Source organism: Dactylosporangium sp. NPDC000555 (assembly GCF_040300025.1).
Lineage (GTDB): Bacteria > Actinomycetota > Actinomycetes > Mycobacteriales > Micromonosporaceae > Dactylosporangium.
Genome location: NZ_JBEPDB010000003.1, coordinates 174,495 through 187,696, shown reverse-complemented (window position 1 = coordinate 187,696; position 13,202 = coordinate 174,495). Strand labels below are relative to the sequence as shown.

Annotated in this window: 13 protein-coding genes; 8 read left to right on the top strand and 5 right to left on the bottom strand. The window is 72.6% G+C overall.

The features are described 5' to 3' along the window. Positions 1-2: 2 nt before the first annotated feature. From ABT297_RS04370 to ABT297_RS04355, 4 genes are all read left to right on the top strand, one after another. Positions 3-686, top strand: a complete 684-nt coding sequence (locus ABT297_RS04370) for an ABC transporter permease (RefSeq protein WP_350544548.1) — start codon at positions 3-5, stop codon at positions 684-686. A 164-nt stretch (positions 687-850) separates the two neighbouring features. Further along, on the top strand, positions 851-1,585 hold the full coding sequence (locus ABT297_RS04365) for an ABC transporter permease (RefSeq protein ID WP_502885485.1): 735 nt from the start codon (positions 851-853) through the stop codon (positions 1,583-1,585). A 189-nt stretch (positions 1,586-1,774) separates the two neighbouring features. After that, on the top strand, positions 1,775-2,755 hold the full coding sequence (locus tag ABT297_RS04360; RefSeq protein ID WP_350544542.1) for a glycine betaine ABC transporter substrate-binding protein: 981 nt from the start codon (positions 1,775-1,777) through the stop codon (positions 2,753-2,755). Between the two features lie 139 nt (positions 2,756-2,894). Next, positions 2,895-4,550 carry a hypothetical protein gene (locus ABT297_RS04355; protein WP_350544540.1) on the top strand — a complete coding sequence of 552 codons (1,656 nt, stop codon included), beginning with the start codon at positions 2,895-2,897 and terminating at the stop codon, positions 4,548-4,550. A 37-nt stretch (positions 4,551-4,587) separates the two neighbouring features. On the opposite strand, the gene ABT297_RS04350 is transcribed toward ABT297_RS04355, so the two are convergent. Genes ABT297_RS04350 through ABT297_RS04330 form a run of 5 tightly spaced genes read right to left on the bottom strand, consistent with a single transcriptional unit; the run spans position 4,588 to position 8,457 of the window. Further along, complete coding sequence (locus ABT297_RS04350) at positions 4,588-5,724, bottom strand: NADH-quinone oxidoreductase subunit D (protein ID WP_350544538.1); 1,137 nt, start codon at positions 5,722-5,724, stop codon at positions 4,588-4,590. Positions 5,725-5,746: 22 nt separating this feature from the next. After that, complete coding sequence (locus ABT297_RS04345; RefSeq protein ID WP_350544536.1) at positions 5,747-6,037, bottom strand: type II toxin-antitoxin system PemK/MazF family toxin; 291 nt, start codon at positions 6,035-6,037, stop codon at positions 5,747-5,749. Continuing rightward, entirely contained in the window at positions 6,024-6,281 is a 258-nt protein-coding gene (locus tag ABT297_RS04340; RefSeq protein ID WP_350544533.1) for a DUF6364 family protein, read from the bottom strand. The genes ABT297_RS04345 and ABT297_RS04340 overlap by 14 nt, the downstream gene beginning before the upstream one ends. A 32-nt stretch (positions 6,282-6,313) precedes the next feature. Then, positions 6,314-7,231, bottom strand: coding sequence for an SAM-dependent methyltransferase (locus tag ABT297_RS04335; protein WP_350544665.1), 918 nt, complete (start codon positions 7,229-7,231; stop codon positions 6,314-6,316). A gap of 17 nt (positions 7,232-7,248) precedes the next feature. Further along, entirely contained in the window at positions 7,249-8,457 is a 1,209-nt protein-coding gene (locus ABT297_RS04330) for an amino acid deaminase/aldolase (RefSeq protein WP_350544530.1), read from the bottom strand. 191 nt (positions 8,458-8,648) lie between these two features. On the opposite strand from ABT297_RS04330, the gene tmk reads away from it, so the two are divergent. From tmk to ABT297_RS04310, 4 genes are all read left to right on the top strand, one after another. Then, positions 8,649-10,811, top strand: coding sequence for a dTMP kinase (gene tmk, locus ABT297_RS04325; RefSeq protein ID WP_350544527.1), 2,163 nt, complete (start codon positions 8,649-8,651; stop codon positions 10,809-10,811). Next, positions 10,808-12,007: a DNA polymerase III subunit delta' gene (locus ABT297_RS04320; protein WP_350544524.1), complete on the top strand. Its 1,200-nt coding sequence runs from the start codon at positions 10,808-10,810 to the stop codon at positions 12,005-12,007. Before tmk ends, ABT297_RS04320 begins: the two co-directional genes overlap by 4 nt. Positions 12,008-12,077: 70 nt before the next feature. Beyond that, positions 12,078-12,398 carry a YbaB/EbfC family nucleoid-associated protein gene (locus tag ABT297_RS04315; RefSeq protein WP_350544521.1) on the top strand — a complete coding sequence of 107 codons (321 nt, stop codon included), beginning with the start codon at positions 12,078-12,080 and terminating at the stop codon, positions 12,396-12,398. A gap of 500 nt (positions 12,399-12,898) precedes the next feature. Continuing rightward, positions 12,899-13,189, top strand: a complete 291-nt coding sequence (locus ABT297_RS04310; protein ID WP_350544518.1) for a hypothetical protein — start codon at positions 12,899-12,901, stop codon at positions 13,187-13,189. Positions 13,190-13,202 lie beyond the last annotated feature (13 nt).

Sequence of the window (13,202 nt, the reverse complement as noted above, 5' to 3'; positions counted from 1 at the left end):
GCATGTCCTTCCTGGCTCGTGGTGAGGCGGGCAATCCCTGGTTCTCCTGGTCGTATGTCCAGGACAACTACGACACGCTCCGGGATGCGCTCCTCGACCACGTCGTGATCACGGTGTGGTCGGTGGCCATCGCGGTGGTCATCGCGATTCCGCTGGCGGTGCTGGCGTACTGGGTGCGCCCGCTCGCCACGCCGATTCTGACATCAGCCGGCGTGCTTTACACGATTCCGTCGCTGGCCCTGCTGGCCTTCCTGGCCCCGTTCATGGGCACGGGCCGGTCCCCGGTGATCGTGGCGCTGACGTCGTACGCCCTGATCGTGCTCATCCGCAACGCCCTCACCAGCCTGCTGCAGGTGCCCGAGGACGTGCGCGAAGCGGCCACCGGGATGGGGTACACCAGGCTGGCCCGGCTCTGGCGGGTCGAACTGCCGCTCGCCCTGCCCGGCATCCTCACCGGGCTGCGGCTGGCGACGGTCTCGACAGTGGCGTTGGTCACTGTCGGCGCGATCGTGGGATCCCAGGGCGGACTCGGCGGGCTGATCCTGGCCGGGTTCCGCAACAACTTCTACAAGGCCCAGATCGTCACCGCGGCGATCGCGTGCGTCGCCCTGGCGCTGATCTTCGACCTGGTGCTGATCGTGGTCAGCCGCTTTGTAACGCCCTGGACGAGGAGGCGGGCAGCGTGAGCGGTTCGGAGCGCAGCGAAGCGGAGGTTTCGGCGTGAGCGGTTCGGAGCGAAGCGGAGAGGCCGCTCACCGAGTATGCGGTGTTGGCTCGCGCCGCTGCCGGAGCGAAGCGGAGGTGTCGGCGTGAGCGGTTCGGAGCGAAGCGGAGAGGCCGCTCACCGGGTATGCGGTGTTGGCTCGCGCCGCTGCCGGAGCGAAGCGGAGGTCTCGGCGTGAGCGTGATCAACGATGCGATCGTGTGGTTCAACGACCCGCTGAACTGGACCAATCCCGGCGGGATCCTGGATCGGCTGCAGGAGCACATCGAGATCTCCGTCGCGGCGGTCCTGCTCGGCTGCGCGGTCGCCTGGCCGCTGGGCATCACGCTCGGACGCCGCGGCGCCGCCGCCGGGGTCATCGTTCTGCTGTCCAACCTTACCCAGGCCGTGCCGGTCGTGGCGCTGCTGACGATCCTCACCCTCACCCCGCTGGGCCTGGGCATGCCCGCCGTCGTCATCGCGCTCGCCGTGTTCGCGGTGCCGTCGCTGCTGGCCAACGCGTACACCGGGATGCGCGAGATCGATCCCGAGGTCCGTGACGCGGCCCTCGGTATGGGCATGACCTCCGCGCAGCGGCTGCTACGGGTCGAGCTGCCGCTGGCGGTGCCGTTTCTGGCCACCGGCCTGCGGATCGCGACCACCACCGTGGTGGCCACCGCGACCCTGGCCACCGCGGTCAACGGCGGCGGCCTCGGGATGATTATCGCGGTCGGCTTCGGGTTAGGGCCCGGCCACGGCGGGCAGATTCTCGCCGGAGCGATCCTCGTCGCGGGCTTGGCCCTGCTCATCGACGGGGTGATGGCGCTCATAGAGCGCAGGATCACACCACGGGTGCTGCGGCGGGCCGCGGGCCGGTTTTGAGTGCTGCCATGAGGGTCCGGTGACCGGTCGTTACGAAAACGTGCCTGGCTGCGGTTGCCGAATTTCCATCGCCGGAGTTGCCTATCTGAAGCGGGCGGGCTTCATTGCCGAAAGCGCCGTCCGTCGGACACGCGGCCGGTCACAGTGATCGCGCCGGGACACGGAAGGCGGGCCATTTTGCGAACAGCCATGCGCGTCACGCTCGGGATCGTCCTCAGTCTTGCCGCACCGGGCCTCGCCGCCTGCGGCAAGGAGGGCTCCTCGGGCACCGAGGCGCCGGCCAGCGTCAGCGGGGCAGGTTGCGCCCCGGTCGCCGGGGTGAAGTTCGTCGTCCTCGACGACGACAAGAAGCTCCAGCAGGCGGACAACGTCATCCCGGCGATCAACACGAAGGTCGCCGATCCGGCCCTCGTCGCCGCGCTGGACAAGGTCTCTGACGCACTGACCCCCGAGAAGCTCATCGCGCTCAACAAGGCGGTCGACGACGACCGCAAGACCTCCAAGGTCGCGGCGGAGGACTTCGCCAAGGCCGAGAACCTCACCACCGGCATCGAGAAGGGCAAGGGCGGCGCGGTCAAGATCGGCGCCGCGGACTTCTCGGAGAGCGCCACGCTGGGCGCCCTCTACGAGATCGTCCTCGACGCCGCCGGCTACGACGCATCGGTGCAGACGATCGGCAAGCGAGAGGTGTACTACGGCCAGCTCACCAAGGGCGACATCCAGGTCGTGCCGGAGTATGCCGCGACCCTGACCGAGTTCATCAACCAGTCGGTCAACGGCAAGGACGCGGCGCCGCTCGCCTCGAGCGACGTCGACAAGACCGTGGCCGCGCTGAAGGACCTCGGCGGCAAGCAGGGCCTGTCGTTCGGCAAGGCGTCCACGGCGACCGACGGCAACGCGTTCGCGGTGACGGCGGACTTCGCCACCAAGTACGGCGTGAAGACGCTCAGCGACTTCGCCGCGAAGTGCTCGGGCCAGGCCACGATCCTCGGCGGCCCGGCGGAGTGCCCGCAGCGGCCGTTCTGCCAGCAGGGTCTGCAGAAGACGTATGGCATCCAGTTCGGCAAGGTGCTGAGCCTGGACGCCGGCGGCCCGCAGAGCAAGGACGCGCTCAAGAAGGGCAGCGCGTCGATCGTGCTCGTGTTCTCGTCGGACGGTTCGCTCGGCTAGCCCTCCGCTTCCGCTCCTCGTATTTCGTCCCCTCGTACCGCTTCGCCAAGGCGGTACGAGGGGACATTTCGTTTGTGCTGAAGAGGGGGTAAGTTCTCTGCTCATGCCGGCCGCCGAGTCCACCGGATCCCCCGGGGGAATGCGGAGCACCAAGCTGCTCCAGCTGCTCTTCTGGGGTGGGGTCGGCCTCTCGCCGCTGGCCGCCCTGCTGCTGCTCGTGGGCAGCGGGTTCGTCCTGCAGGTCGCGGCCGTGCTGGCCGTCCTCGTCGTGGTGCTCATCGGTCTGTCGATCGCGCTGCGTCCCGGCGGTGACACGGTGCGCGGCGAGGTCGAGGAGCTGGTGTACGAGGAGATCGACACTCTTCGCGAGGACATCCGCGGCGACATCACGCACGCGGCCCGCGCCACCCACGGCCAGCTCATGGAGCGCATCGGCGTGCTGCACGAGACCGTGGACGCGCTGCGCAACCAGGTCGACATGATGCGCGGGCAGCTCGATCGCGCCGCGGCACAGGCGCCGCACCCGCCCCACCCCGTCGGCTCGGCGTCGGTGCCACAGGGCGTTCTGCGGCGCACCGAGACCGTGCAGGTCACCACGAAGACGATGGTGGTCGACCCCGCCGACTCCCGCTCCGGCACCGTCTACGGTGGCCCGCCCGCGCCGCGGGCGGAGATTCCGCAGCAGCGCCGCCCGGACCGCTCCGAGCGGGTGTCCGAGCGCCCCTCGGGCCGCCCCGACCCACGTCAGGACCGGCCCGACCAGCGGGCCGACCCCCGCCTGGAGCACCGGGAGGAGCCGCGGCCGCACCCCGACCGGGGCTTCGACCGCCCGGAGCGGGCCGGCCGGTCCGAGCGCTCCGAGCGCGGCGAGCGGATCGAGCGCGACCCCCGCCGCGACGAGCGCGGTCGTGACGAGCGCGGTCGCGAGGACTCGCGCGAACAGCCCTGGCCCGAGGAGTCTCGCGAGCCATCGTGGACCGGGCATCAGGTGCACGAGCGCCACGAGCGCATGGCCCGGGCCGACAGCGGTGACTGGCCGCAGACCCAGCCCAGCGGCGAGGTCGAGCGGCGCGGCGGCGGGCGGCGCCGGGCGCCGGACTCGGACGACGAGGGCAGCGTCACCGGCGTGCGCACGACCGACCGCTGGGCGTCCGTGCACAGCGACGAGCGTGGCGGCCGCGAGCTGCGCATGGGGGAGCGGCGGGCCGCCGTCCACGCCGACGAGACCGGCACCCACGTGCGCATCGAGGACCGCTGGGCAAGCGTGCGGCACGAGGAGTACTACCCGGAGGAGCGGAGCACCGGCGGGCACCGGGCCGCGATCGAGGACGACCGCGACGACGACGGGCACGACTCGCGGTACGACGCCCGCTACGACTCCGGCACCGAGAGCCCGCGCCGCTCCGAGGCCCGCCGGGAGCGCGAGCGCGACTGGGCCACGCACGAGCCGGAGCGCGACGGCCGCCGGCGTGCCGAGGCGCGCTGGTCGGACAGCACCTACGAGGAGGGCCGCCGCGACGAGAGCGGCACGACGCGCTGGTCGGAGGCGCGCCGCGACCGCCCCGCCCTGGGCAGCTCGCCGGCGGCGCTGTCCGCCTCGCCCGCCGAGCCCGCGTCGCGCTGGACCTCGGGCGTGGGCGGTCCCTCCGAAGCCGGTCGCGACGAGGAGCGCGTCTCGCGGCGCGCGCGGGCGGACGACGACGAGTACGGCTGGAACGGCGTCCGCGACGAGCACCGCGGCCGGGCCGCCCGGCAGATCGTCGACTTCGAGGGCAACGACGACCGCTGGCAGTAAGCGGGCCCGCCGGTTGTCGACGACTCCTAACCGATGCTTATTTGTCGATGTCGCCAACGACGAAGAACATCGAGCCCAGGATCGCGATCAGGTCCGGCACGAGCGTGCCCGGCAGCAGCGTCGACAGCGCCTGGACGTTGGCATAGGACGCGGTTCGCAGCTTGAGCCGCCACGGCGTCTTCTCGCCGCGGGAGACCAGGTAGTAGCCGTTCACGCCGAGCGGGTTCTCGGTCCAGGCGTACGTGTGGCCCTCCGGCGCCTTGACCACCTTCGGCAGCCGGACGTTGACCGGCCCGGTAAGCCGGTCGACCCGGTCCAGGCACTCCTGGGCGAGGTCGAGGGAGACGTACACCTGGTCGAGCATCACCTCGAAGCGCGCATGGCAGTCGCCCTCGGTGCGCGTCACCACCGGCACCGAAAGCTCGCCGTAGGCCAGGTACGGCTCGTCCCGGCGCAGGTCGATGTCCAGCCCGGAGGCGCGGGCGACCGGGCCCGACGCGCCGTAGGCGGCGGCCTCGGCCGCGGTGAGCACCCCGACCCCGACCGTGCGGGCCAGGAAGATCTCGTTGCGCCGGATCAGGTCGTCGAGGTCCGGCATCCGCCGGCGGACCTGGTCGATCGCGGCCCGCGCCCGCCCGGTCCAGCCGGCCGGGACCTCCTCCTTGAGCCCGCCCACGCGGTTGTACATGTAGTGCATGCGCCCGCCCGAGGCCTCCTCGAGCACCGCCTGGATGGTCTCGCGCTCGCGGAAGGCGTAGAACATCGGCGTGATCGCGCCGATCTCCAGCGGATACGAGCCGAGGAACATCAGGTGGTTGAGCACCCGGTTGAGCTCGGCAAGCGCGGTGCGCAGCCACACGGCGCGCTCGGGGACCTCGATGCCCATCAGGCGCTCGACCGCGAGCACGACCCCCAGCTCGTTGCAGAACGCCGAGAGCCAGTCGTGGCGGTTGGCGAGCATGATGATCTGCCGGTAGTCGCGGACCTCGAAGAGCTTCTCCGCGCCCCGGTGCATGTAGCCGATGATCGGCTCGGCGCTGACCACGCGCTCGCCGTCCAGCACCAGTCGCAGGCGCAGCACGCCGTGCGTGGACGGGTGCTGGGGCCCGATGTTGAGCACCATGTCGGCGGTGTCGAGGCCCGCACCGGTGCCGACCGTCAGCTCGGAGGTCATGCGCTAAGCCTAGAACGCCGGCCTAGATGTCCTGCAGGATGCGCAGCGCGCGCGACACGCTGTGCATGGTGCTGGTGTCCGCCACCGCCACGCGCTCCGTGAACCAGCGCTTCAGCGGCGAGGAGAGCCGGTCGGGCATCACCACGAGGTCGTCGAGCTCGACCGCGAGCGGCGAGTCGCGCAGCTCCTCGGCATCGGTGACCTCGGCGACAATGACTACGGGAACGTCGGTGCTGTTGAACACGTCCGAGCTGATGATCAGGCCGAGCCGCTCACGGGCACCCTTGATGAGCCACACTTCACCGCGACGCACGCCGTCCACGGTATAGCTCGGCGTTCACGAGCGCGATCTCCTCTTCGTCGGCGAGTGCGGCGGCGTCGATGTCGATCTTCGCGCGGCGCACCGCCTCGGCGTGGGCGGAGAAGATCTCGCGCAGGGCGCGTTCCTGGGCGGCGCGGTCGATCCACGCGCTCAGCGACACGCCGTCGCGCTCGGCCCAGCGGCGCGCGTCGGCGATGGTCTGGTCGGAGAACGAGAGGGTCACCTTCGTCGTCATAGCCGATATGGTACCCCTGGTATGACCATCGGTCATACCCAGTGCATGACCCAGTGGTGGCCGCCCAGGCCCTCCGGGTCGGTGAGCTCCGCCGCTGCCGAGGAGCGCGACAGCGCGCGCACGTAGCCGGCCGGGTCGGAGGAGGCGAGGCTCAGCGGCGGGCGGGTGCCGTCGACGCCGAGCAGCCGGAGGGCGTCGCGCTGGGGCAGCGTGGGGGAGCCGAGCGAGTCCAGGGCCACCGATACGGTGAGGTCGCAGGAGCCGTCGGGCACGGGTGGCACCTCGCGGCCGGCGCGGAAGCCGGTCAGCGTGCCGAAGCGCGGGCGGGCGCCCGCGAAGTGGCCGTAGTCGACGGCGAGGGCCAGGCCGCGCTCGACCGCGGCGGCCGCGTCCGCCCAGGCCTCGTCGCGGGGCGCGCCGATCTCCGCCCGGGCGCCCGGCGGAGCGTTGTCGAGCGGCCACCAGCGCTCCAGCCAGGCCGCGTCCGCGTCACGCAGCGGCTCGTCGCCGAGCGCCTCCGTGCCGTCGGCGGAGATCTCGACGTACCGCGGCCGAAAATGCGCGTCGAGCTCGACGATGTCGACCGGGATGTTGTCCAGCCACTCGGTGGCGACCAGGAGCCCGGCGACGCCGGAGGGCAGGGCCGAAGTCCACCCGATCGTGGAGGGCAGTTCATCCGGCCGGGGCGCCTTCTCGACCCCGACGGCGCGGACCCGCTCGCGCACCTGGGCCGGCAGCGCGGCCAGCACGCCGGTGAGCAGCTCGCCCCGGCCGGCGCCGACGTCGACCAGGTCGAGGCGCGCCGGGTTGTTCAGGGCGCCGTCGAGCCGGCGCAGCAGGGTGGCGATCGCGCCGGCGAACAGGGGCGACGCGTGGGCGCTCGTGCGGAAATGGTCCGCGGGGCGGGAGCGGACGAAGAAGCCCTCGGGGCCGTAGAGCGCCGCCTCCATCGCCTGCCGCCAGCGCGTCACAGGAACACTCTGCCCTCACCCCGATAGGTCGGCACCACGTCCACGATCTTCTCCCCCCGCACGAGGTGCACCTCGTTGACGTGCTCACACAGCTCGCCGGCCTTGGAGTGGCGGAAGTACACCCGGTCGCCCACCCGCAGGCCGGCGGCGCCCGGGCCGACGAGCGGCGTCTGGACCTCGCCGGCGCCCTCGGTCCCGATGAGCCGCAGGCCCTCCGGCAGCCAGGGCAGGGGCTGGCGGGTCGGCGAGGTCTCGCCGGAGGCGATCCAGCCGCCGCCGAGGGCGGTCGCGGTGGCGGCGTCGGGCCGGCGCACCACGGCGAGGGCGAAGAACGCGGCGGGCTCGGGGCGCCACTTGCGGTACCCGTCGAAGAGCCACGGTCCGAGGAGCCCGGAGCCGGCGGCGACCTCGGTCACGGCCGGGTCGGCGGCGGTCGCGGCGACGCTGCCGGTGCCGCCGCCGTTGACGAACTCGAGATCGGCGTGGCGGCGCACCTCGGCGACGACCGCGGCCCGGCGGGCCAGCAGCTCCCGCATCGAGCGCGCCTGGATCGCGCGGATGAGCGCGCCGCGCACCGGCCGCCCGGGCGGGGCGTCGCCGAGGCCGGCGATCTGCGCCTCGTACGACATCAGGCCGACCAGCAAGAAGCCGGGCCGGTTGGCGATGGCGGCGGCGAGCGCGCCGGCCTGGCCGGGGCTGTGCACGGGCGAACGCCGCACGCCGATGTGGACGCCGGGCGCCGGGCGCCAGGACGCGTCGAGGTCGATGCAGACGCGCACCGGCGCGGCGCGTTGCGCGGCCGGCACCAGGGCGTCGACGAGGTCGAGCTGGTCGGTGCCGTCGACCATGACGGTGATCGTGCGGGCCAGCTTCTCGTCGGTGGCGAGCTGGCGCAGCGCGGCCCGGTCGGCGGTGGGGTAGGCGACCAGGATGTCGTCGGCGGTGCCGTGCCCGGCCAGCCAGATCGCCTCCGGAAGGGTGAACGCCATGATGCCGCGCCAGCCGGGGCTCGCCAGGGTCCGGTCGATGAGCGCGCGAACCCGCACCGACTTGCTCGGCACGCGCAGCGGCTTGCCGGCCGCCCGATCGACGAGGGCCGCGCCGTTGGCGTCGAAGGCATCGAGGTCCACGATCGCGAACGGCGGATCGAGATCGGTGGTGGCCCGGTCGTAGCGGGCCCGCTGAGCGGCACGAGAGCTGGGCACGCCTCACCGTACCGAGATGGCCGAGAATATGAAAGAACCTCGCGTAATCGGCGGTGCTCCGGAAGTGTCAGAGGTGACCTGTAGCGTGAGACCGGAGAATAGGGGGTACCGCCATCGCCAGCAGCGATCTCTCCGGTTTTGGAGGGCTTCAGGCCGTACTGCGCATCCAGGCCTTCCGCCGGCTCTGGGTGGTGCTGGGTCTGTCGTCCCTCGGCGACTGGCTCGGCCTGCTCGCCGCCTCGACGTTCGCCGCCTCGCAGGTGTCCAACGACGCGGCGAAGGGCGTGGCGTTCGGCACGGTCATCGCCGTGCGCCTGCTGCCCGCGCTGATCCTCGGCCCGGTGGCCGGCGTCTTCGCGGACCGGTTCGACCGGCGCTACACGATGGTCGTCTGCGATCTGCTGCGCTTCATATTCTTCGCCTCCATCCCGGCCGCCGCGCTGATCATCAGCGACGGGGCGCTGGTCGTGGCCTGGACCGCGGCCGCCACGTTCGTCATCGAGACCGTCGCGATGATCTGGGGGCCGGCGAAGGAGGCGGCGGTGCCCAACCTGCTGCCCCGCGCCCGGCTGGAGTCGGCCAACCAGCTCACGCTGGCCACGACGTATGGCATCACCCCGGTCGCCGCCGCGCTGGTGCTCATCGGCCTGCAGTGGCTGGTGCTGGTGGTGTTCGGCCACGACGAGCCGGCGTGGGCCGCGCCGAGCACCGTGGCACTGTGGTTCAACGCGCTGACGTTCCTGGCCACCGCGCTCACCGTGTTCTTCGGCATCCGGGAGATCAGCGGCCGGCGCTCCGCCGGCGTCGAGCGCAAGCCCGGCATGATCCGCGAGTTCACCCAGGGCTGGGCGTTCGTCAGCAAGACCCCGCTGGTCCGCGGCCTGGTGCTGGGCATCTTCGGTGCCTTCGCCGGCGGCGGCGTGGTCGTCGGCACCGCGAGCTTCTACGCGGTGTCGCTCAGCGCCGGCAACGCCGCGTTCTTCCTGCTCTTCGCCGTGCTGTTCCTCGGCCTCGGCATCGGCATCGCGGCCGGTCCGCGCCTGATCGGCGCGCTGTCGCGGCGCCGCTGGTTCGGGCTGTCGATCATCCTGGCCGCCGGCTCCGTGCTCATCCTGGCCCTGGCCACCCACCTCGTGATCGCCGTGGCCGGCGGGATGCTGGTCGGCGTCGGCGCCGGCATGGCGTTCCTGTCCGGCACCACGCTGCTCGGCGGCGAGGTCGCCGACGACATGCGTGGCCGCGCCTTCGCCTTCGTCCAGATGGGCACCCGCGTGGTGCTCATGCTGACCATCTCGCTGTCCAGCGTCATCGTCGGCGCCGGCGGCACCCGCAAGATCGACCTGGGCTTCTACGACTTCGAGGTCTCCAGCACCCGGCCGCTGCTCGCGATCGCCGGCATCCTGGGGCTCCTCGCTGGCAGCTTCGCGCTGCGCCAGATGGACGACAAGAAGGGCGTGCCCATCCTCGCCGACCTCATCGGCTCGGTCCGGGGCCGCCCGCTCAGCCCCGCCGAGCCGAAGGCGAAGCAGGGCCTCTTCATCGTCTTCGAGGGCGGCGAGGGGGCCGGCAAGTCGACCCAGGTCGCCCAGCTGGCCGAGGTCCTGCGCCGGATCGGCCGCGACGTCGTGGTCACGCACGAGCCCGGCGCCACCCCGATCGGCTCGAGCATCCGCAGCCTGGTGCTGGACCACCCGGACGACGGCGGCGACGTGGTGACGCCGCGGGCCGAGGCGTTGCTCTACGCGGCCGACCGGGCGCACCACGTCGCCTCCGTCGTGCGGCCGGCGCTGGCTCGCGGCGCGGTGGTCATCAGCGATCGGTATGTCGACTCGTCACTCGCCTACCAGGGTGCGGGCCGCACGCTGCCGGTCGACGAGGTCTCCTGGCTGTCGAAGTGGGCGACCGGCGGCCTGAAGCCCGACCTGGTCGTGCTGCTCGACCTGGACCCGGTGGCCGGCCTCTCCCGGGCGGGCAAGCGCGGCAACACGGACCGCCTGGAGGGCGAGTCGCTCGCGTTCCACGAGCGGGTGCGGTATGCGTTCCTCGACCTGGCGTCGGCGGATCCGAGCCGCTACCTCGTGCTCGACGCCACCAACTCGATCGACGCGCTGGCGGCCGGCATCCTGCAGCGGGTGCGCCACCTGATCCCGGAGGACGAGTCGTCGATCGATTCGGCACTGCACGACGCCGCCGAGGTCGCCACCGCCCTCACCGGCGACGACGTCCCGATCGGCAAGGCATCCGGCGAGACCGACCGATCCGATCAATCCGGTCGGACTGATCAGTCCGACCGGTCCGGGCAGACCGACTTACCTGACATGTCCGGGTCCTCCGGCAAGGGCTCGCGGGTGTGACCCCGCCGATCTTCGACGAGCTGATCGGGCAGCCCGACGCCGTCGCCACGCTGTCGCGCGCCGTGGAGGCCGCCGACGCGATCGTGCGCGGCGAGGTGCCCGACGCGTCGGCGCAGCAGGCGATGACCCACGCGTGGCTGTTCACCGGGCCACCGGGGTCCGGCCGCTCGGTCGCCGCTCGCACGTTCGCGGCGGCGCTGCAGTGCCCGGACGGCGGCTGTGGCAATTGCCAGGCCTGCCACACGGCGCTCGCCGGCACCCACGCCGACGTACGGTTCGTGGTGCCGGAAGGGCTGTCCATCGCCGTCGGCGAGATGCGCGCGCTCGTGCTGCGCGCGGCCAGCTCGCCGACCCAGGGCCGCTGGCAGGTGCTGCTGGTCGAGGACGCCGACCGGCTCACCGAGGCGGCCGGTAACGCGCTGCTCAAGGCCGTCGAGGAGCCCCCGCCACGCACGGTGTTCCTGCTGTGCACGCCGAGCACCCACCCCGACGACATCTCGGTGACGATTCGCTCCCGGTGCCGGGTGGTGCCATTGCGCCAGCCACCGGCCGACGCCATCGCCGCCGTATTGCACCGCCGCGACGGCATCGACGAGGCGACCGCCGCCTGGGCCGCCGCCGCCTCGCAGGGCCACGTCGGGCGCGCCGGCCGGCTGGCCCGCGATCCGCAGGCGCGGACCCGGCGCGACGCCGTGCTGGCCGTACCACGCCGCCTGACCGGCATCGGCGCCGCCTTCGACGCCGCGAGCGCGCTCATCGAGGCCGCCGAGGCCGAGGCGGCCGCCTCCGTCGCCGAGATCGATGCCAAGGAGCGCTCCGCCCTGGAGACCGCCCTCGGCGCCGGTGGCACCGGCAAGGGCGCGGCCGGCGCCGTCCGCGGCTCGGCCGGCCAGCTCAAGGACCTCGAGCGCCGGCAGAAGTCCCGCGCGACCCGCGCCCAGCGCGACTCGCTCGACCGCGCCCTGGTCGACCTGGCCGGCTTCTACCGCGACGTGCTGGTCCACTCGTTCGACGCCGGCGTCGGCCCGATCCACGGCGACGTCGACGAGCTCGCCGGCACCGCCGCCGGGAAGTGGGCTCCGGAGAGCACCCTGCGCCGGCTGGAGTCCGTCCTGGAGTGCCGGGTGGCCATCGAGGCCAACGTCAAGCCCCGCATCGCCATCGAGGCCATGATGCTGGCCCTGTGGCGCGGGTAGTTATCCACAGGGGCTGATTCGGTCTTCCGCCGTGACCGGCGGGTGCCGTACGGTCACCCAGGGAGGTTGCATGGGGCGTGAGATCGACGAGGCGTGGATCGAGGAGGCGGTCGAGCGCTACCGCCGGATCGAGACCCTGCACGCCGAGTTCGACAAAGCGGTGAAGACCGTCGAGGTGACCGTCCACTCGGCCGACGGGCTGGTCGAGGTGCTGGTCACCGCCGATGGCACGATCCGCGACGTTCGGATCGACGGCCCGCTGCACAACCGGACGGGCGAGGCCTTGTCGCGCTCCGTCCGCGAGGCGGTCACCGCCGCCGCGGAAGCCGCGGCCTGGGCCCGCAAGAAGCTGCACGCCGAGACGTTCGGCGACTATCGCTCGCTGCAATGACGATCCGCGCGGCCGTTCTCGACACACGGCTCAGCGCGCCACGACGGGGGTGTGAGGTGCCACTGCGCGATCCGGCCGGTCGGCTCGGCCCGGCATGGGCCGCTCACCCTGACTCCGGTCGTCGCCCTGCCTCCGGCAGTTGCGCCGCTTTCGGTTCTCGCCCCGGCGTCGGTCTTGGCTGTGGCTTGGGCCTTCGCCTCGGCTCCGGCGTGGGGGTGGGTTCGGTGTGGTGTATGGCGGGCTGCGGTCGGTGTGGCGGGGTTCGGGTCGAGGCGGCTTTCGGCGCGGGCGTGGGCTCGGCGTGTGGCGGGCTGGGGTTGGCGTGGCGGGGTTCGGGTCGAGGTGGTTTCCGGCGCGGGCGTGGGCTCGGCGTGTGGCGGGCCGGGGTCGGCGTGGTGGGGCCCGGGTCGAGGCGGATCGAGCGCGAGCGTGGGTTCGGTGTGGCGTGTGGCGGGCTGGGGTTGGCGTGGCGGAGTCCGGGTCGAGGCGGCGGGGCGTAAATGCGGCTGGATGACCTTGCGCACCGGCTGGATTCGGCCGGGGATGAGCTCGCCGGCGCGAGCACGACGCTCAGCCTCGTGGATCCCGGGGCTCGCGCGCTCGGCGCCGACGCGGCCGGGGGGCTGGCGCGGGCCGGTCGCGACCTGCACCGGCTGCTTGCGACCGCGTTGACCGCCCGGGGCGCCGAGGCCGCGGCGCACGGGGCGCGGCTTGCCGAGACGGCGCACGCGCTGCGCCAGGTCGCGGCCGGGTATCGCGGCACCGACGAAGACTCGCGGGTGACGCCATGACCGATCCAGAGCG